The organism is Phyllobacterium myrsinacearum (assembly GCF_014138285.1).
Lineage (GTDB): Bacteria > Pseudomonadota > Alphaproteobacteria > Rhizobiales > Rhizobiaceae > Phyllobacterium > Phyllobacterium myrsinacearum_A.
Map to the genome: position 1 here is coordinate 293860 of NZ_JACGXN010000002.1, position 18401 is coordinate 312260.

The 18401-nt window shown below is 58.8% G+C and carries 18 protein-coding genes and 1 riboswitch; of the genes, 6 read left to right on the forward strand and 12 right to left on the reverse strand.

The features are described 5' to 3' along the window. The first annotated feature begins 26 nt into the window (after window positions 1–26). Window positions 27–1142, forward strand: coding sequence for a cobalt-precorrin-5B (C(1))-methyltransferase (locus FHW16_RS11020; protein WP_182549499.1), 1116 nt, complete (start codon window positions 27–29; stop codon window positions 1140–1142). Then, window positions 1129–1875, forward strand: coding sequence for a cobalt-precorrin-6A reductase (locus FHW16_RS11025; protein WP_182549240.1), 747 nt, complete (start codon window positions 1129–1131; stop codon window positions 1873–1875). Before FHW16_RS11020 ends, FHW16_RS11025 begins: the two co-directional genes overlap by 14 nt. A gap of 242 nt (window positions 1876–2117) precedes the next feature. Here the strand turns inward: FHW16_RS11025 and cobM are convergent, their stop codons facing one another. Genes cobM through FHW16_RS11040 form a run of 3 tightly spaced genes read right to left on the reverse strand, consistent with a single transcriptional unit; the run spans window position 2118 to window position 3709 of the window. Next, a complete protein-coding gene (gene cobM / locus FHW16_RS11030; protein ID WP_182549241.1) occupies window positions 2118–2879 on the reverse strand; it encodes a precorrin-4 C(11)-methyltransferase in 762 nt (253 codons plus the stop codon). A gap of 3 nt (window positions 2880–2882) precedes the next feature. Further along, window positions 2883–3281 (reverse strand): cobalamin biosynthesis protein, encoded by a 399-nt coding sequence (locus FHW16_RS11035; protein WP_182549242.1) that lies wholly within the window; start codon window positions 3279–3281, stop codon window positions 2883–2885. Next, a complete protein-coding gene (locus FHW16_RS11040) occupies window positions 3281–3709 on the reverse strand; it encodes a TerB family tellurite resistance protein (protein WP_182549243.1) in 429 nt (142 codons plus the stop codon). The genes FHW16_RS11035 and FHW16_RS11040 overlap by 1 nt, the downstream gene beginning before the upstream one ends. Before the next feature lie 175 nt (window positions 3710–3884). Between FHW16_RS11040 and FHW16_RS11045 the strand changes: the two genes are divergently transcribed. Continuing rightward, the gene (locus FHW16_RS11045; RefSeq protein ID WP_182549244.1) at window positions 3885–4673 is read left to right on the forward strand and encodes a TSUP family transporter; all 789 of its coding nucleotides are present in this window, start codon (window positions 3885–3887) and stop codon (window positions 4671–4673) included. On the opposite strand, the gene FHW16_RS11050 is transcribed toward FHW16_RS11045, so the two are convergent. The 6 genes from FHW16_RS11050 to FHW16_RS11075 all read right to left on the reverse strand — a co-directional run bounded on the left by FHW16_RS11050 (window position 4670) and on the right by FHW16_RS11075 (window position 13154). Further along, complete coding sequence (locus tag FHW16_RS11050) at window positions 4670–5098, reverse strand: EamA family transporter (protein ID WP_182549245.1); 429 nt, start codon at window positions 5096–5098, stop codon at window positions 4670–4672. The two genes, FHW16_RS11045 and FHW16_RS11050, sit on opposite strands and share 4 nt — an antisense overlap. Then, a complete protein-coding gene (cobO, locus tag FHW16_RS11055) occupies window positions 5098–5736 on the reverse strand; it encodes a cob(I)yrinic acid a,c-diamide adenosyltransferase (protein WP_182549246.1) in 639 nt (212 codons plus the stop codon). Before cobO ends, FHW16_RS11050 begins: the two co-directional genes overlap by 1 nt. Before the next feature lie 26 nt (window positions 5737–5762). Further along, window positions 5763–9494: a cobaltochelatase subunit CobN gene (gene cobN, locus FHW16_RS11060; RefSeq protein ID WP_182549247.1), complete on the reverse strand. Its 3732-nt coding sequence runs from the start codon at window positions 9492–9494 to the stop codon at window positions 5763–5765. A gap of 14 nt (window positions 9495–9508) precedes the next feature. Beyond that, complete coding sequence (gene cobW / locus FHW16_RS11065; protein WP_182549248.1) at window positions 9509–10561, reverse strand: cobalamin biosynthesis protein CobW; 1053 nt, start codon at window positions 10559–10561, stop codon at window positions 9509–9511. A 4-nt stretch (window positions 10562–10565) separates the two neighbouring features. Then, a complete protein-coding gene (gene cobU / locus FHW16_RS11070; RefSeq protein WP_182549249.1) occupies window positions 10566–11090 on the reverse strand; it encodes a bifunctional adenosylcobinamide kinase/adenosylcobinamide-phosphate guanylyltransferase in 525 nt (174 codons plus the stop codon). A gap of 162 nt (window positions 11091–11252) precedes the next feature. Further along, a riboswitch (cobalamin riboswitch) is annotated at window positions 11253–11486 on the reverse strand. 189 nt (window positions 11487–11675) lie between these two features. Continuing rightward, window positions 11676–13154 carry a cobyric acid synthase gene (locus FHW16_RS11075; protein WP_182549250.1) on the reverse strand — a complete coding sequence of 493 codons (1479 nt, stop codon included), beginning with the start codon at window positions 13152–13154 and terminating at the stop codon, window positions 11676–11678. Between the two features lie 131 nt (window positions 13155–13285). On the opposite strand from FHW16_RS11075, the gene FHW16_RS11080 reads away from it, so the two are divergent. Further along, window positions 13286–14440: an acyl-CoA dehydrogenase family protein gene (locus FHW16_RS11080; RefSeq protein ID WP_182549500.1), complete on the forward strand. Its 1155-nt coding sequence runs from the start codon at window positions 13286–13288 to the stop codon at window positions 14438–14440. A gap of 47 nt (window positions 14441–14487) precedes the next feature. Next, the gene (gene mmsB, locus FHW16_RS11085) at window positions 14488–15378 is read left to right on the forward strand and encodes a 3-hydroxyisobutyrate dehydrogenase (RefSeq protein ID WP_182549251.1); all 891 of its coding nucleotides are present in this window, start codon (window positions 14488–14490) and stop codon (window positions 15376–15378) included. Between the two features lie 343 nt (window positions 15379–15721). On the opposite strand, the gene FHW16_RS11090 is transcribed toward mmsB, so the two are convergent. The 3 genes from FHW16_RS11090 to FHW16_RS11100 all read right to left on the reverse strand — a co-directional run bounded on the left by FHW16_RS11090 (window position 15722) and on the right by FHW16_RS11100 (window position 16852). Beyond that, on the reverse strand, window positions 15722–15859 hold the full coding sequence (locus FHW16_RS11090) for a hypothetical protein (RefSeq protein ID WP_162700203.1): 138 nt from the start codon (window positions 15857–15859) through the stop codon (window positions 15722–15724). Between the two features lie 229 nt (window positions 15860–16088). After that, the gene (locus tag FHW16_RS11095; RefSeq protein ID WP_182549252.1) at window positions 16089–16436 is read right to left on the reverse strand and encodes a hypothetical protein; all 348 of its coding nucleotides are present in this window, start codon (window positions 16434–16436) and stop codon (window positions 16089–16091) included. Next, on the reverse strand, window positions 16433–16852 hold the full coding sequence (locus FHW16_RS11100) for a carboxymuconolactone decarboxylase family protein (protein ID WP_182549253.1): 420 nt from the start codon (window positions 16850–16852) through the stop codon (window positions 16433–16435). Before FHW16_RS11100 ends, FHW16_RS11095 begins: the two co-directional genes overlap by 4 nt. A 448-nt stretch (window positions 16853–17300) precedes the next feature. On the opposite strand from FHW16_RS11100, the gene FHW16_RS11105 reads away from it, so the two are divergent. Continuing rightward, a complete protein-coding gene (locus FHW16_RS11105; protein ID WP_182549254.1) occupies window positions 17301–18302 on the forward strand; it encodes an ABC transporter substrate-binding protein in 1002 nt (333 codons plus the stop codon). The last annotated feature ends 99 nt before the right edge of the window (window positions 18303–18401 follow it).

Here is an 18401-nt window from a genome sequence, read left to right on the forward strand (position 1 = left end):
ATCCCAAGCTGGTCTATAAGACGCGCATGAGCGACGAACCTGATGCCGGATTGCGAAAACCAGACGATGCCAACCCTGCTCCCCTCCGCCGGGGCTGGACAACGGGCGCCTGCGCGACTGCCGCAACCAAGGCGGCTCTGATTGCGTTGATAACAGGCGAATTTCCCGATCCGGTCGCCATCATCCTGCCGAAAGGCGAGGTTCCGCATTTTCCCCTGGCACTCGAATCAATCGGCGATGGTTACGCCATTGCCGGCATCGTCAAGGACGCCGGGGATGACCCTGATGTCACCCATGGCGCCACCATCATTTCCACAGTCTACCCGGCGCCTCCCGGCAGCGGCATTCAGTTTGTCGCCGGTGACGGCGTTGGAACGGTCACCTTGCCGGGCCTGCCGATCCCGCCGGGTGAAGCCGCCATCAATCCGGTTCCGCGCGCTATGATGACCGCGATCTGCGAGGAAATCTGCGCCCAGTACGATCTACCCGCCGATCTCGTCGTGACAATCTCCGTGCCGGAAGGCGAGGAACTGGCCAAGAGAACCTGGAACCCGCGTCTGGGCATTGTCGGCGGCATCTCCATTCTCGGCACGACAGGTATTGTCCATCCGTTCTCCTGCGCCGCATGGATACACTCGATCCATCGCGGCATCGACGTTTCCCGCGCCGCCGGGCTCACCCATGTGCTGGCGGCCACAGGTTCGACCTCGGAAGATGCGGCGCAGGCGATCTATGATCTGCCTGACATCGCGCTCCTCGACATGGGCGATTTCGCCGGGGGGCTACTCAAATATCTGCGGGTTCACCCCATCGACAAACTGACCATCGCGGGTGGATTTGCCAAGCTGACAAAGCTGGCACAGGGCGCGCTTGACCTCCACTCCGCCCGCAGTCAGGTGAGCATGGAATTTCTGGCGGATGAAGCGGAAAAACTCGGATTCGACAAGAACATGAGGGACCGGATTCTGAATGCCAATACCGCGCAGGAAGTGCTTGAAATGACTCAAGGGTTTGGTATCGACCTGCCGAAATCCATCGCCGAAAAAGCCAAGACCGTGGCGCTTGCCACCCTCAAGGGTGCACCTGTCGAGGTGGAAATGATCGTGACGGACCGCAAGGGAGTAATCCTTGCCCGCCTCTGATCGTCCCGTACTCATTCTGGGTGGAACGGCGGAAGCGGTCAAACTCGCCTCTGCCCTTGTCGCCATGGGTTATCGCACGATATCTTCCCTCGCGGGCCGGACAAGCAATCCCGGCAAGATCGAGGGCGAAGTGCGCATTGGCGGCTTTGGCGGTGCGGACGGTCTTGCCGACTATCTGCGCCGCGAAAACATCGCACTGCTCGTCGATGCAACCCACCCCTTCGCCACGCAGATATCAGACAATGCGCTCGCTGCAGCGGACGCGACAGGCATTCCCTTTGTCCGGCTGGAACGGCCGGACTGGCAGCGCAAGCCCGGCGATAGCTGGACCAGTGTGACCAGCATTGAAGACGCTGTATCCGCCATTCCCTCAAAGGCGCGGATACTGCTGGCGCTCGGCCGTCAGCACATCGCGCCGTTCTCCCGAAGACACGATGTGCACTTTGTCGTGCGCATGATCGATCCGCCGGAAGCGCCGCTTGACCTGTTTGATTTCGAACTGGAACTGTCAAGGCCGGGCAAGAAGGATGACGAGGCGGCGTTTCTCACCCGCAAACGCCTCACCCACATCGTGTGCCGCAACTCAGGCGGCGGCGCATCCTATGCCAAGATCGCCGCGGCGCGGGAACTTGGTCTGCCTGTCATCATGATCGAACGCCCGTACCGCCCTGCCAGCCATACCCTGCCCGATACACCGGGTGTTCTGCAGTTCGTTGAGGAGACGTTGAGATAGTTGCAAGGCATAATGAGACTTTCACCCCCCTCTGGGCTGTCGCCCTACCGGGGCGAGCCACGGGTCTCGCCCGCCTTCGCCCCCCGCAAGGGGGGGAGATCACATCGACATCAACATTTTTACTTATTCTGAAATGTCTCAAAACTGATCGAAATATTAATGAAGGCTGATCTCCCCCCTTGCGGGGGAGATGCCCGACAGGGCGGAGGGGGTGCAACGGCATAATCCACCCCGAATGCCATCTACTCCGGCCGTGACCGCAAGGTGTGGCTGTGATCCTTGTGATAAAGCGCGGAATCACGGAACGCATCCGCTGACAGACCCTTGCCGACAAAGATCATGGCCGAGCGTGCCAGGCCCGACTCCCGCACTTTCCCGGCAATATCCGCCAATGTTCCGTGAATGAACTGCTCATCGGGCCACCCCACGCGATAGGCTACGATGACAGGGCAATCCGCACCATAGAGCGGCGCGAGGTCGGTCTCGATACGCTGGAGATTGCGGATCGAAAGATGAATAACCAGCGTGGCACCGGATTTGCCCAGTGTCACCAGATCCTCACCCTCGGGCATGGCTGACGACTTCATCGATGTGCGGGTGAGGATGATGGTCTGGCAAACCTCGGGAACCGTCAGTTCCTTCTTCAGCGCGGCGGCGGCAGCGGCAAAAGCCGGCACGCCGGGCGTCACGTCATAATCAATGCCGAGCGCATCAAGGCGGCGCATCTGCTCCGCCACCGCACCATAGATCGACGGATCACCTGAGTGCACACGCGCCACGTCCTTGCCTTCCGCATGCGCCCGCTCAAACTCGGCGATGATCTCGTCCAGCGTCAGGGAAGAGGTGTCGACAACGCGCGCGCCCTCCGGCACTTCAGCGACCATTTCCGGCGGCACCAGTGATCCCGCATACAGGCAGACCGGGCAGGACTGGATAAGCTTCAGACCGCGCACGGTGATGAGATCGGGGGCGCCGGGCCCCGCGCCAATAAAGTGAACCGTCATTGTCTATCTCTTTCTTGCCAATGCAGCCGTTGCATGGGCGGATTTTATCTTGCCAACCACCAGGTGGCCATCCGGTCCGGCAGCGGCAAGTGCGGCTGCCTCTGCCACACCATGGCTGCCCGTCAGCTCAAATACCCGCTCCGACGGATTGGCAAGCCGGGGTGTTCCTTTGTCCAGTGTTGCAGCATCAAAGCAGATGAAAGGCAATTGCCAACGCTCGGCCAGCAGAACCATGGCCGGTTCACCCGCACGTGCATCAAGGGAATGGATGCCTGCCAGATCGCCGAGCGTTATGTCAGCCGCATGCAAAACCGTCACGGCCAGTGTCAAGAGCTCATCCGGGTCACACCCGCGCTCGCAACCCAGTCCAAGCGTGTAGACAGTGCCGGATTTCTCAACCATCAATGCTGTTTGTGCAGCTCTTCCGGTGTCACGCCAAGCAGATCCGCCGTCCGGCGGATAAGGTTTGCTTCCTTGGGATCAAGATCGTCATCGGCATTGGCAATCGCAAGGAGGTGGCGCAGCAGCAGCACTTTCCGTTCGAAAGGCACATCGGCAAAAGCCAGCGCTGCCTGCTCGCTGGATGTTTCATAGCCGAAGTCCTTGAGATAGGTGGCAACTTCGCCGAACTCGTCTGGCGAAATGCCGAAATCACTGGAGGCGATACGCAGGATCGCCGCGTATTCCGACTTCTCGGTCTTGCCGTCCGCCAGAGCGACATGCAGCAGAAGCAACAGTTCGGCCGTCAGAACCGGATCATCGGCCACCTTCTGCACAGCGCTTTTCGCGCCGAGAAATGCGGTGATGCGATCAAAAATGCTCTCGCTCATTATACCCCCAAACAGTGTTCCTGCGATTGATCGCAGCCCGGGCGGCCGAATTCAAGTGCGCAAACAACACACCACAGTGCGATTCGCACAAGAGGATTGACTCGGCGCGCAAATGCTCTCGCCAAAACCGAAATTGTCTCTATGGTCCGGCGCATTCTCAAAGAGTCTCCCCGCCATGTCTGCCTTCTTCGAAAATATTCCCGTCCTTCTGATCATTGCTGGCTTCGCCGCAGGTTTCATTGACTCCATAGCCGGAGGAGGAGGCCTGATCACCGTTCCGGCATTGCTCCTAGCCGGTCTCTCGCCGGTGGAATCATTGGGAACCAACAAGCTGCAATCTCTGTTCGGCTCGACTTCGGCAACCATCGCCTATGCGCAAAAGGGCCATGTGAACCTGAAGAAACAGCTTCCATCGGCTTTTATGTCATTTCTCGGAGCTATCGCAGGTGCACTCCTCGCCGGTTTCTTGCCCGGTGATGTCCTGCGTGCTTTTCTGCCCGTATTGTTGATCGCCATCGCGTTGTATTTTGCCTTGAAACCCAACATGGGCGATATCGACCGGGCGCAGCGGATGACGCCGTTCCTGTTCGGTCTGGCAATTGTTCCGCTGATCGGATTTTATGACGGCGTGTTCGGACCGGGCGCCGGTTCTTTTTTCATGCTTAGCTTTGTGTCGCTGGCCGGTTACGGCCTGCTCAAGGCCACGGCCCATACGAAGCTCCTCAACCTCGCCTCAAATCTCGGCGGTTTTGTCACGTTTGCCTTTCTCGGTGTGATCAACTGGAAGGTCGGCCTGTGCATGGGCGTTGCGCAATTCATCGGTGCGCGGGTCGGCGCCGCCATGGCCATGAAGAACGGCGCTAAGATCATCAAGCCCTTGCTGGTCATCGTCTGCCTTGCCCTTGCGGTAAAGCTTCTGCTCGATCCCAGTAACCCGATCCGCCTGTGGATCGCGACGCTCTAAAACTTGAAACTGAGCAGAATAACCCCGGCGCCGATCAGCAGCACGCCGAGCCAGTTCAGACCCGACAGCTTCTCGCCAAGAAAGGCAACGCCGAAAATCGCCACCATCACGACCGACAGTTTGTCGATCGGTGCAACGCGCGCCGCATCACCGATTTTCAGGGCGCGGAAATAGGCGAGCCACGACGCGCCCGTTGCCAGACCTGACAGGATCAGGAACGTCCATGTCTTGGTTGAAATGGTCGAAGGGCTCTGCCACTGGCCGCTGACGGTCAGGAACAGGCAAAGCGCACCGATGATGACGAAGGTCCGGATCAGCGTGGCAAAATCCGAATTGATGTTCTCGATACCGACCTTGGCAAAAATGGCGGTCAGAGCCGCAAAGATCGCGGAGAGAACCGCCCAGAATTGCCAGGTTGCCGTCATCAGAATTCAATCCCCTTCTGCGCCTTGATACCGGAACGGAACGGATGCTTGATCATTTCCATCTCCGTGACAAGATCCGCAAACTCGATCAGTTCATCCTTGGCATTCCGCCCCGTGATGATCACGTGCTTCATATGCGGCTTCTGCTTGAGCACATCGATGATTTCTTCAACTGGCAGATAGTCGTAGCGCAGCGCGATGTTCAGTTCATCGCACAGGACAATATCCGTTTCGTCATCGAGGATCATTGTCTTGGCCTGTTCCCACGCATCCCTTGCCATGGCAATATCACGGGCGCGGTCCTGTGTTTCCCAGGTAAACCCTTCGCCCATGGCAGAGATGGTCACCTGCTCCGGGAATTTTTCCAGAACCCAGCGCTCGCCCGTATCCCATGATCCCTTGACGAACTGGATCACACCGATCTTCATGCCGTGACCAAGCGCCCGGAAGACAACACCGAAACCCGCCGTCGACTTGCCCTTGCCCTTGCCAGTATTGACGATGACCAAGCCTTTTTCATCGGTCTTGGTGGCGAGGATCTTGTCGCGTACGACCTTCTTCTTGCGCATCTTGTCGGCGTGGCGCGCGTTGACTTCCTCTTCGGTCAGGTTCAACAGTTTCTCTGATTTTTCAGCCATTTGGCGTCTCCTTCCGAATCATTGTCTCAGGCGGCAAGCTTGCCGAGTTCATAACGCGCCGAGTTCGAGCGCGGGGTCCAGAAGCCGCGCTCCACGGCCTCCTCCAGCTTTTCGGCGATGTCCCGCAGGGCATGCGGGTTCTTGTCTTTCAGGAATGTCCGCACGTCCTCGTCCATCAGGAAAGCCTGATAGACCGCTTCGAAATGATGGTTGCGGACAGCGCCTGTCGTGGCGGCAAAGGCGAAGAGATAGTCGACCGTCGCCGCCATTTCGAAGGCACCCTTGTAGCCATGGCGCATCACCCCGGCGATCCACTTCGGATTGGTCACACGGCCGCGCACGGTACGGCCGATTTCTTCATCGAGCGTGCGGATGACAGGCTTTTCGGGACGCGAATGATCATTGTGGTAGATGGTCGGGCGCTCGCCGGACAGCTGCTCGACCGCCGCCGACATCCCGCCCTCGAACTGATAATAGTCATCGGAATCGAGCAGGTCGTGCTCGCGGTTGTCCTGATTCTGCACCACCGCCTGAACGCTACGCAGGCGCTCTTCCAAGAGACCGCGCTCAGCCTTGCCCTCTTCACCCGCGCCATAGGCATAGCCGCCCCAGACCAGCCACGCCTCGGCGAGATCGTCGCGCTTGTCCCAGGCCTTTTCGTCAATCAGCGTCTGCAGGCCGGCACCATAGGCACCGGGCTTTGAGCCAAACACGCGAAAACCCGCCCGCTGCTTCGCCGTCTTTTCATCGGCTCCCTCAGCCACAAGCCGTGCTTGTTCGGTGCGCATGCGCAGGGCGATGGGATTGTCTTCCGCATCCTCCTGCAATGCGCCGACCGCCCGCACCGCCGTGTCGAACAATGCAATCTGGTCCGGGAAAGCATCGCGAAAAAAGCCGGATATGCGCAAGGTCACGTCGACGCGCGGACGGCCAAGCACGGCAGGCGAAATGATCTCGTATCCCGTGACACGCCGCGAAGCCATGTCCCAGACGGGTTTGACCCCGATCAGGGCCAGCGCCTGCGCAATATCATCGCCGCCGGTGCGCATGTTCGATGTGCCCCACGCGGTCAGCCCCAGCGATGTCGGCCACTCCCCGTGATCCTGCGTATAGCGACGGATCAACAGCTCAGCCGATTTCTGCCCGAGTTCCCATGCGGCGGGTGTCGGCACGGCACGACTGTCGACGGAAAAGAAATTGCGTCCGGTCGGCAGAACATCAGGGCGGCCGCGCGTCGGCGCGCCTGATGGTCCCGGTGCCACAAAGCGACCATCCAGAGCCGTCATGAGCCCGGTCATTTCGGCCTCACCGCAGGCCATCACAGCCGGATGCAGATTGGTGCGAATGCCGTCCAGAACCGTTTGCGTCGCCTGCCATTCAGCAGCGCAAGTGATTTCACCAGCCACCAGCTTGGCCGCCAGCAACTCGATGCGCTCCACCGTATCACCGGCAATGCGCCATGGCTCGTTCGTGACCGCGCTCAGAATTTCTGGCCGTTCCGCGCTCCAAGGCGCGGCCATATCACAATCCAGGGGATCGAAACCGGCAAAGCCGAGATCACCGGCAATGGCGCGCTGCAGGCTTTGATCAGCCCCGACGCCCGAACCGCGCGGCACACGTGCCAGCGCAACCACCAGATCGGTGAGCAGTCGCCCCTCCGGCGACAGGCCGAAGATGTGCAGACCATCGCGGATCTGCATTTCCTTGAGATCGCAGAGATAGGCATCAAGCTTCTGCAGGGCGAGATCGTCAGGATCATGTTCATGAATGCCCGCATCACTGTCGAGACCGATATCGCGCACCAGATCGAGGATCTGCACCTTGAGGCGCACGAGGCGGCGCGGATCAACGCCGGATGCTTCGTAATATTCGTCGACAAGCGCCTCGAGATCCTTCAGCGGCCCATAGCTTTCGGCTCGGGTCAGCGGCGGCGTCAGATGATCGATGATGACGGCGGAGGAACGGCGTTTTGCCTGAGTGCCCTCACCCGGATCGTTGACGATAAAGGGATAGATATGCGGCACCGGCCCCAGCACAGCCTCGGGGAAACAGGTTTCCGACAGCGCCAGCGATTTGCCCGGCAGCCATTCGAGATTGCCATGCTTGCCGACATGCACGATGGCATGCGCATCGTAGACACCGCGCAGATAGGCATAGAAGGCGAGATAGCCATGCGGCGGCACCAGATCCGGCGAATGATAGGTGTCCTTCGGATCGATATTGTAACCGCGCGCGGGTTGAATGCCGACCAGCACCGAACCGAACCGGCTGAGCGGCAGCGCAAAGCCGCGCGCCGCATCGAGGAAGAACGGATCAGTATCCGGCGCGCCCCAGCGCGCCGTCACCTTCTCCTGAATCACCTGGGGAAGCGATTGAAAGAAGCTGTTGTATTGATTCAGGGAAATCGTCTCGCGGATGTCGCGCCCGTCACTGGCCGCATTGGTCGGCCCGGCCATCAGATGACGGATCAGCGCTTCGCCGTCGGCGGGCATATCGGCGATGTCATACCCGGCATCGCGCATGGATTTCAGCACTTGCCATGTACCCGCAGGGGTGTCGAGCCCGACGCCATTGCCAAGCCGTCCGTCCCGGTTGGGATAGTTGGCCATGACAAGCGCAACACGGCGCTCACTCGGTTTGCTCCTGCGCAGGCGCGCCCAGTTCGATGCCAGCTCGGCAACGAACGCCACGCGATCCGCCTGCGGTTCGTGCATGACGATATTGGCTTCCACCGCCTCATCGAAATGCTGCGCCGACTTGAACGAGACCGCACGCGACAGCACCCGGCCATCCACCTCGGGCAAGGCAACGTTCATCGCCAGATCGCGCGCGGAAAGCCCCTGATCCGACAGACGCCATTGTTCGGCGCTGGAGCCGGAAAAGATGACCTGCAGCACCATTGCGCCATCATATTCAAGCACGGTCGGCTTGCGCGCGGAGCCCGGTGCCGACACGGCAAACCCAGTGGCATTCAGAACAACGGCGGGCGGCGCTTCGGCAAAAATGCTCTCCAGCGTCGCGATGGAAACCGGGTCTTTCAAACTGGAGACAAACACTGGCAGGGGATTGAGCCCCTTGACACGCAACGCATCGAGGAGCGCCGCAACCGGCTGCGTCTGGCCGCTCTGCACCAGCGCCCGGTAGAAGCAGATCGCAACGACAGGCGCTCCTTCGGTCCAGTCATGGCGCATCTCTTCCAGAGAGGGTGCTGAATTGCCGGGCCACCACAACCCAGCCTTGAGCAGAGGAGCAGCTTCCTGCGGCTTTTCACCCGAAGAAATCAGTGCTGCACAATAATCGAGGAAGCGCTGGGCATTCTGCGCCCCGCCCTCCAGCAGATAATGCCAGAGCGCATCGCGATCATGCCGGGCAATGGTCGAAAACCGGTCGAGCCCCGGATCGGGTTTGTCGTCACCCGGCAGCACCGCAAGTTTTACCTTGTGATTGACCGCGCAGGCATGCAGCGCCTCCAGACCATAGGGCCAGTAGCTCTCGCCGCCAATCACCCTGATGACAATCAGCCTGGCATGCCGCGCCGTCCGCTCGACATAGGCATCGACGGACATCGGGTGTGACAGGCTCATCATGTTGGCAAGGCGCAACGAAACCGCGCCGTCGCCCTGCCGCCGTGCGGAGGCCAGACTGGCAAGCTCCGTATCGGCAGCAGAGAGAAACAACACATCTCCCGGCGTCTGGCCGAGGTCGATAGCCTCGGTGCCTTCAGCGATGGTGCCTTTCTGGGCGAGTAGGAGATGCATTCAGGTTCCTATCGTCAGGCAGCAGCGGCGGTGACAGCCGATGTGATGGCATCATTGTCGATGTCATGCAGGCCGATGACGACGAAACGGGTCTGCCGCTCTTCACCCGGATTCCACGCGCGGTCGAAGTAATGTTCGATGCGCGTGCCGACAGCCTGTACCACCAGACGCATGGGCTTGCCGGGAACATCGGCAAAGCCTTTGAGGCGCAGGATATCGTGATCGGCAATCACGGTTTTCAGCTTTTCGACAAAGCTCTTGGGTTCGGTAACCGGGCCAAGTCCAACGACAAAGCTTTCGAACTCGTCATGGTCGTGTTCTTCACCCGCTTCATGTTCCATTTCATGATGCGACTTGCGGTTGGCAATGTCCTCTTCGGTGCCGACACCAAGGCCAAGCAGCAATTCATTGCTGAGCTTGCCGAAGCTTGCCGACACCATGTTGAGCGAGCGCGACGAGCGGCTCTGCACATCGCCGCGCACACCCTCCAGCTGCTTGTCGCTGATCAGGTCCGTCTTGTTTAGAACAATCAGGTCGGCAGCACGGATCTGGTCTTCGAACAGTTCTTCGAGCGGGCTGTCATGGTCAAGCGATTCATCCTGAATGCGCTGGGCATCCACCTTATCATGGTCATCGGCAAACCGGCCCTCGGACACGGCGGAAGCGTCGATCACCGTGACAACACCGTCAACCGTCACCTGCGTCTTGATCTCCGGCCAGTTGAATGCGGCAACCAGCGGCTGCGGCAGTGCAAGGCCCGAGGTCTCGATGACGATATGGTCAAAACGGTCCGGACGGTCGAGCAGCTTGGTCATGGTCGGAATGAAATCGTCGGCCACGGTGCAGCAGATGCAGCCATTGTTAAGCTCGATCACATCCTCGTCGCGGCAGGCTTCAATGCCGCAACCCTTGAGCAGGCCACCATCGACACCGAGATCACCGAACTCATTGATGATGAGTGCGATGCGCTTGCCATTGGCGTTTTCGAGCAGATTGCGGATCATCGTGGTTTTGCCCGAACCGAGAAAACCGGTGATGACCGTTGCTGGAATCTTCTGACCCTGCATATTCCTATCCCTTCATTGTGAGCGGCAGCCCTGCTGCCACGAAATAGACTGTTGCCGCGGCCTGCGCCACGGCCTGATGGAGACGTCCGGCATGATCACGAAAATCGCGCGCCATGCGGTTCTCCGGAACAATGCCGAGACCCACTTCGTTCGAAACCAGAACGATCGAGCCCTGAAGTTTCGGCAGCGCTTGCACGAGCTGCCGTGTCTCGGCGGTGATATCGCGCTCGGCCATCATCAGATTGGTCAGCCAGAGCGTCAGGCAATCGACGAGGATCGCCTTTCCGTCGGCAGCAACCCCTTGCAGGGTGTCCACCAGATCGAGCGGTTCTTCAATGGTGTGCCAGGATGAACCACGCTGCGCCTTGTGCAGGTCGATGCGTACCGACATTTCCTCGTCCCAGGCTCGGCCGGTTGCGACATAGACCAGCTCAAGACCGGAGGCCGTGATCAGGCCTTCAGCAAAGCTGGATTTGCCCGAGCGGGCACCGCCGAGAATGAACGATATGCCGTGATTCAGCTGATGCATCGCCGTCACTGCAATCGCAATGAACCGTCAGGCGTGATCAAACAGAATGGTGGCGGGAAAACGGGCGAATGCGCCATGCGAGCAGCCATAACAACCTCCGTGCTGGGCTTGAAGGGACACGACCCTCCGGTTCTTGGGCAGGATTACCCCAAGCGATTCCTGGGAAACGCTCTATGACTGGCAGGTCTCCTGGCTCGCGGGTCACAGGATGAATGCCGCCTTCCCGGTTTCCCAGTGGCTGCCGTCTGCACATGCGTCAGGCTTTGCATTGATCCTCGCCGCTCTACAGTCGCGGGGTCGGCTGCGGTGGGATCGCCCTTTAGGGTACGACCGTCGCATTCCCTTTTGATCCCTTGGCCTTTGGCCAATATGGGAACCAATCATGGCTGGGACGTTATTCATCCCCCACGGGAAATGTCAATTGAAACTGCGTGGTTTGCTCGGGCAGCGATGCTTTGCTCGCATGTGCTGCGGTGCGTGGTTCGACAAGCTCACCATGAGGGAGATTATAGCTGCAAGACCAATCGGAAATATTGCAGTATGAATATTCTTGCAGAACTAGCTCCCTGCAATCTTCCATCTCCCTCATGGTGAGCTTGTCGAACCACCCACCGCAGCACATGCAAACAAGGCATCCACATCAAGTACGGCTTCCAGCTCCGCCGCGATGGCATCAAGCGCAGCATCCACCCCGGCCTTATAATCGAACGCCTCCGCTGCAATGCCCATCGTGCCGAGAAGCGCGGCGCGAAACTGGTCCGCCCCGAATAGTCCATGCAGGTAGGTGCCGAAAACCTTGCCGTCGGCCGATATGGCGCCGTCATTGACGCCGTTGATACGGACAGCCGGACTGGAACAATCCGGGCCGGTCGTCCTGCCCAGATGAATCTCGTAGCCATCAAGCGGCAGATCGAATTGCAGGGAATGCGCCGCCACATTGCGCACGGTCTTTTCCGGCTCCATCACCGTATCGATATCGAGATGACCGAGCCCTGCGGTTTCCTTTACGCTGCCCTCGATACCGCTGGGGTCGCGTACGGTTCTGCCGAGCATCTGGAAACCGCCGCATATGCCGATGATATGGCCGCCGCGCCGCCGGTGCAGGTCGAGATCCTTGTCCCAGCCGTTCTCGCGGAAGCGCAGGAGGTCGCTGATGGTGGATTTCGAGCCGGGAATGATGACCAGCCCCGCATCGGCAGGCAGGCGCTCACCGCTGCGCACCATCACTACATCCACCTGCGGTTCGGCCATCAGCGGGTCGAGATCGTCAAAATTGGCGATACGGTCGAGCACCGGCACGGCGATCTTCAGCGCCCGGCCCTCACCCTTCACCAGGCGTTCCAGCACGACGGAATCTTCGGCCGGCAGCCGCGCCGCGTCCTTCAGCCACGGAACAACACCGAAAGACGGCCAGCCGGTGAACTGGGTAATGGCTTTCAGGCCATCGTCAAACAGCGAGACGTCGCCGCGAAACTTGTTGATGATATAGCCGGCAATCATCTCCCGGTCTTCCCGCTGCAGGATCGCATGGGTGCCGACAAGCGAGGCGATCACTCCGCCGCGATCGATGTCGCCGACCAGAACCACGGGAACATTGGCGCGGATGGCAAAGCCCATATTGGCGATATCGCCCGCCCGCAGGTTGATTTCGGCAGGAGAACCCGCGCCCTCCACAATAACCAGATCGGCGCCATCGCGAACAATGTCCCACGAGGCCATCACCGCATCGAGCAGCTGCGCCTTGAATTTCTGGTAATCGCGGCCCTTGGCCTGCCCCCAGACTTTCCCCTGCACGATGATCTGACTGCCGGTCTCCGACTGCGGTTTCAACAGCACTGGATTCATGTGCACGGACGAGGGCACACCGCAGGCGACGGCCTGCAGCCATTGCGCCCGGCCGATCTCGCCACCATCGTCGCTCACCGCTGCATTGTTGGACATATTCTGCGGTTTGAACGGCCGAACATCCAATCCGCGATTGCGGGCAAGCCGGCAAAGTCCGGCCACCAGGACGGATTTACCAACATCTGACCCTGTTCCTTGCAACATGATTGCGTGCGTCATGGGCTTTGAGTAGCGGATATGTCTTTCTCTTCCTAGCCCCCGGCAAAACGCATCTGAATCGTTGCGCGGCCCCGCGCTTGCGATAGAGTGGAAATCAAGAGGAATACAGGGAGGTTATCATGGATGCGGTCATTGATACGGCGTCCAGCCAGTTCGAACTCAATGAGGATCAGCTGGCGATTCAGGACATGGCGCGCGCCTTTGCGGCAGACCGTGTGGCGCCGAACGCGCTGGCCTGGGATCGGGACAAGCATTTTCCGGCCGATGTGATTCGTGAAACCGGCCCGCTCGGCATGGGCGGTATCTACACGAAGGAAGAATTCGGCGGTTCGGGACTGAAGCGGCTCGATGCGGTGCTAATCTTCGAAGCGCTGTCGGCGGCCTGCCCGGCCTTTTCGGCCTTCATTTCGATCCACAACATGGCGACATGGATGATCGATCTCTATGGCAATGACGAACAGCGACAGCGCTTCGTGCCACAGCTGACATCCATGGAGTGGCTGGCGAGCTATTGCCTGACCGAGCCCAATTCCGGCTCGGATGCCGCCGCTCTCAAAACCCGCGCAGTGCGCGACGGCGACCATTACGTCCTCAACGGCGCCAAGCAGTTTATTTCAGGTGCCGGCGATACCGACCTTTACGTCACCATGGTGCGCACCGGCGAGGATGGCCCGAAGGGCATCTCTACCCTGATCATCCCAAAGGATGCGCCCGGCCTTTCCTTTGGTGCCAATGAATTCAAGATGGGCTGGAACGCCCAGTCGACGCGGCAGGTGATTTTCGACAATTGCCGCGTTCCCGTGGAAAACCGGCTTGGGGCGGAAGGCGATGGCTTCAAGATCGCCATGGGCGGCCTCGATGGCGGGCGCCTCAACATTGCCGCCTGCTCGCTCGGCGGCGCCCAGTCTGCACTCGACAAGGCTGTGACCTATGCGTCGGAGCGCAAGGCGTTCGGCAAGGCCATCAACCAGTTCCAGGCCCTGCAGTTCAAGCTGGCCGATATGGAAACGGAACTTTCGGCGGCGCGGGTTCTCCTCTACACGGCGGCGTCAAAGCTAGACCGCAAGGCGCATGATGCATCGAAATGGTCAGCCATGGCCAAGCGCTTCGTCACCGATACCGGCTTCAACGTCGCCAATGACGCGCTACAAATACACGGCGGCTACGGCTACCTGCACGATTACGGCGTGGAGAAACTGGTGCGCGACCTGCGCGTCCACCAGATTCTGGAAGGCACCAATGAAATCATGCGGGTGATCATTTCCCGCTCGATGATGGGCCGCTGAACCACACCGCATCCGACATAAAGAACACAATCAGGGAGAACGCTGCGATGACGACAGTCGCTTTTATCGGTCTTGGCCATATGGGCAATCCCATGGCCGCCAATCTGGTCAAATCTGGCCATACGGTGCTGGGTTTTGATCTTTTGCCGGACAATCTCGCAACCGCCAAAGCAAATGGCGTGACCATTGCAGCAAGCGCGGTTGCCGCTATTGCCGACGCCGATGTCGTCATCACCATGCTGCCAGCGGGCAAGCACGTCCTGTCCGTCTATGCCGAGATTGCCCCGCACGCCAAAAAGGGTGCGCTGCTCATCGACTCCTCGACCATTGACGTGGATTCTGCCCGCAAGGCGCACGAGATCGCCAAAACCCACAGCCTGCTCTCGGTCGATGCTCCGGTATCCGGTGGCATTGGCGGCGCGGCGGCAGGAACCCTGACGTTTATGGTTGGCGGCGCTGCCGATGCTTTTGCCGTTGCCGAGCCAATCTTGAAACCAATGGCAGGCCGCATCGTCCATTGCGGCGAGCCCGGCGCCGGTCAGGCCGCCAAGATCTGCAACAACATGATCCTCGGCATTTCCATGATCGGCGTCAGCGAAGCCTTCACGCTTGCCGAAAAACTCGGCCTGTCGCATCAGGCACTCTTTGACGTCGCCTCGACCTCATCGGGCCAGTGCTGGTCACTGACCACCTATTGCCCGGTTCCCGGCCCCGTGCCGACATCCCCGGCCAACAACAGCTACAAGCCCGGCTTTGCCGCCGCTCTGATGCTGAAGGATCTGAAGCTTTCGCAGGAAGCCGCCCGCAGTGTCGGTGCTGCGACACCGCTCGGCCAGCACGCGGAAGAGATCTATGCCCAATTCGGCGCCGCTGGCAACGAAGGGTCGGATTTCTCCGGCATCATCAATTATCTGCGTGACGCCACCCGGGAAGGCTGACGCCACCCGGGGAAGGCTGACGCCACGTGCGAAGAAAAGTCTGGAAATTTTCAAAATTTAGATTTGCTTAAGCTCTCGCTAACCTCGCGGTAACGATGTCCGGTTAAAACTTTGCATGGAGCGGACAAGACCCTGCTCCATGCTCCGGATCAGGTACTGCGTACCGGAGCTGTAATTTCTGCCAGCGTATTGTACGGCAGAAAGCCATGCGTAACTTGGCAAAAAACCGCGCTGTTCCTTACGGACAGGGCGGTTTTTGACTTGAGGTCATTCCAGAAAACAGCGCAAAGAAAAACCGCCGCCCTGAGGCAGCGGTTCTCGGAAATTCCTGAAGCGTCAGCGATCAGCCGGCCGAACGGGTCCAGATAAAGGAAACCGCGGAAGCAATGCCGCTCTTGAGATTGCTGGATGGCGCATTGCGCTTTTCCGTAGCATTCCAGGCAATGTGAACGCGATTGTTGCGATTGAAGATGTAAAGCATTTGAGCACCTAAGGGTAAAACGTTTGTTGCCGCTCAAATGCGCTCTTTGCCTAAAGTTTGATCACGTTTTTTCGCCATGGCGTGTCGCATTTACAGCAATGACCATTGCAAATATGCATGGCAGCCATGCTAAAACGCCGCCTCTTCTGCCACAATTACTGGTGTTTCGATCGAAGCACCAGCAATATCAATGATGGCGCAGACAACAAGGCCGAAAACCCGCCTTAATTCAGCGTCCGCCTGTCAAACGCTTGTAATTGGCCCGCAGCGTTTTCCGCCCGGGCTGGAGTGCCGCATTTGTCGCTTTATCGATGGTCGCCTGCGCGATGGCGGCGGGTGATTTGCCGCTCCACACATCCAGCCAGAATGTCGCTGCGGAGTTCATGACCGAAATCTGCGCCGCGACGACGCCGTCTGTCACCGCCGCCATCTTTTCCGAAACCGCCCGCGTTGACTCCGGTTTGTCGGTTTTATCCGTCATCCCCTCCATCATCATCATGGGCAGGCGCATCGCGATAACCATCGACGCCATCTGCAAATCATGAACAGGCGCGCGGCTTTTTGTCGGAGACTTCATTGTTTGGGCCCTTTTGGTTTGAACGCGGCATCGACCGGTGGCTTTAAACCATTGGCGAGCCGATTGGTTTCATTGGCCATGCCGACAACCGCAAGAAGTTCCATGAGCTGCGGATCGGTCATGCCCTTGGCCCGCGCGGAAGCGGTATGCGACCAGCTGCAATAGTCACAATTGTTGGTGGCGGAAACGGCGATATAGATCATCTCCTTGACCAGCGGATCGAGAGCGCCCGGCCCCATGACCTCCTTGAGGCTTTCCCATGTCCGCTTCAAGAGCTTCGGATCGTTGGCCAGCACCTTCCAGAAATTGTTGATCCAGTCCGAACCGCGCGTGTGCATGATGTCGTCATAGACCGCGCGTACCGCTTCATCTGCCTGTCCATACTCGATCATCGGAACAATAGTTTCGTCAGTCATTCTGCTCTCTCGCACTCCCAGGGCGTCGCAAAGAGCCGTCCGCACAGACCGGACGGCGGGGATGAAACCGCAGATTGAGACCGTTCAGATGAGAAAGTCCATTGGAATTCTTTCACAGGAAATTCCCGCGCTTAGAACCAGATAAACCGGCAGAAAGCGCCTTTCGGTGAATGAATTGGTGAAGAAAAATTGCCTAAAGCATTGATCTTTCATCAGCCGACTTGTTACACTATCCCCATGAACATTGTGATTTCCGCCTTCACAATTGATTTTCCCGCGTCGCTATATCGACAGGTGCTGTCGCGATATACCTCATTAATTCAGGGAAACCATTGCATTCTGATGCGATAAGGATGCCAAATGGCACGCAAGCGAACGACTGGGTAAGGCAGTACCAAGTTAAGATTCGTACCGGGTGAACTGTCAAAACGAGTGGGAGACAAAACCTATGAAGAAGCTGCTTGCTTCAACTTTACTGGCCGCAGGGTTTTTCGGCTTTGCCGGAGCCGCTTCGGCCGCAGAATGCGGTTCGGTTACCATTGCCAATATGAACTGGCCGTCAGCGGAAGCCCTGGCCAATCTGGACAAGCTGGTCCTGACGGAAGGCTATGGCTGTGATGCGGAACTGGTCGCTGGCGACACGGTGCCGACTTTCACATCGATGATCGAAAAGGGACAACCGGATATCGCACCCGAAGGCTGGCTCAATTCCGTTCGTGAGCCGCTTGAAAAGGCGGTCAAGGAAAACAAACTGGTTTACGCCGCACCCGCCATCACCGAAGGCGGTACGGAGAGCTGGTGGATCCCCAAATATTTCGCTGACGCACATCCTGATATAAAGACGATTTCCGATGCCATGAAGCATCCGGAGCTTTTCCCTTCCCCCGAAGATCCGAAGAAGGGCGCTGTCTACAACTGCCCGTCAGGCTGGGCCTGCCAGATCACGACCACCAATTTCTACAAGGCCTATGAAGGCGACAAGCATGGCTTTACCCTTGTCGACACCGGCTCGGCTGCGGGTCTCGATGGCTCAATCGCCAAGGCTTACGAGCGTAAGGAACCCTGGCTCGGCTACTACTGGGGCCCGACCGCGATCCTTGGGAAATACCCCATGGTCAAGCTCGACAACGGTGTACCGTTTGACGAGAAGGAATGGCAGCGTTGCACAACCATTGCCGATTGTCCGGATCCAAAGCCGAATGGATGGGCGAAATCCGACATCTACACGATTGTCACAAAGAAATTCGCCGACAAGTCGGGGCCTGCATTCGATTATCTGAAGCAGCGTCAGCTTTCCACGGTCGAGTTCAACAAGCTCCTCGCATGGATGGTCGACAACCAGGCCACCGGCGAAGACGGTGCAAAATATTACCTGAAGAACAACGAAGCCACGTGGTCGAAGTGGGTTTCTCCGGAAGCCGCTGCCAAGATCAAGGCTGCAGTTCAATAACAGACTGATGCGGCGAAGACCCTCTTCGCCGCATCGCACCATCTTGAATGGGCCGAGCGTCAACGCGTTCGGTCGCGATGGTCATTTCTGACCCACAAA

Coding starts and splice junctions, on each gene's coding strand:
- FHW16_RS11020 (WP_182549499.1), top strand. CDS start 27: ATGAGCGACGAACCTGATGCCGGATTGCGAAAACCAGACGATGCCAAC.
- FHW16_RS11075 (WP_182549250.1), bottom strand. CDS start 13,154: ATGACGCACGCAATCATGTTGCAAGGAACAGGGTCAGATGTTGGTAAA.
- FHW16_RS11045 (WP_182549244.1), top strand. CDS start 3,885: ATGTCTGCCTTCTTCGAAAATATTCCCGTCCTTCTGATCATTGCTGGC.
- FHW16_RS11050 (WP_182549245.1), bottom strand. CDS start 5,098: ATGACGGCAACCTGGCAATTCTGGGCGGTTCTCTCCGCGATCTTTGCG.
- cobW (WP_182549248.1), bottom strand. CDS start 10,561: ATGCAGGGTCAGAAGATTCCAGCAACGGTCATCACCGGTTTTCTCGGT.
- cobM (WP_182549241.1), bottom strand. CDS start 2,879: ATGACGGTTCACTTTATTGGCGCGGGGCCCGGCGCCCCCGATCTCATC.
- FHW16_RS11100 (WP_182549253.1), bottom strand. CDS start 16,852: ATGACTGACGAAACTATTGTTCCGATGATCGAGTATGGACAGGCAGAT.
- cobU (WP_182549249.1), bottom strand. CDS start 11,090: ATGCATCAGCTGAATCACGGCATATCGTTCATTCTCGGCGGTGCCCGC.
- FHW16_RS11035 (WP_182549242.1), bottom strand. CDS start 3,281: ATGGTTGAGAAATCCGGCACTGTCTACACGCTTGGACTGGGTTGCGAG.
- cobO (WP_182549246.1), bottom strand. CDS start 5,736: ATGGCTGAAAAATCAGAGAAACTGTTGAACCTGACCGAAGAGGAAGTC.
- FHW16_RS11090 (WP_162700203.1), bottom strand. CDS start 15,859: ATGCTTTACATCTTCAATCGCAACAATCGCGTTCACATTGCCTGGAAT.
- FHW16_RS11095 (WP_182549252.1), bottom strand. CDS start 16,436: ATGAAGTCTCCGACAAAAAGCCGCGCGCCTGTTCATGATTTGCAGATG.
- FHW16_RS11040 (WP_182549243.1), bottom strand. CDS start 3,709: ATGAGCGAGAGCATTTTTGATCGCATCACCGCATTTCTCGGCGCGAAA.
- mmsB (WP_182549251.1), top strand. CDS start 14,488: ATGACGACAGTCGCTTTTATCGGTCTTGGCCATATGGGCAATCCCATG.
- cobN (WP_182549247.1), bottom strand. CDS start 9,494: ATGCATCTCCTACTCGCCCAGAAAGGCACCATCGCTGAAGGCACCGAG.
- FHW16_RS11105 (WP_182549254.1), top strand. CDS start 17,301: ATGAAGAAGCTGCTTGCTTCAACTTTACTGGCCGCAGGGTTTTTCGGC.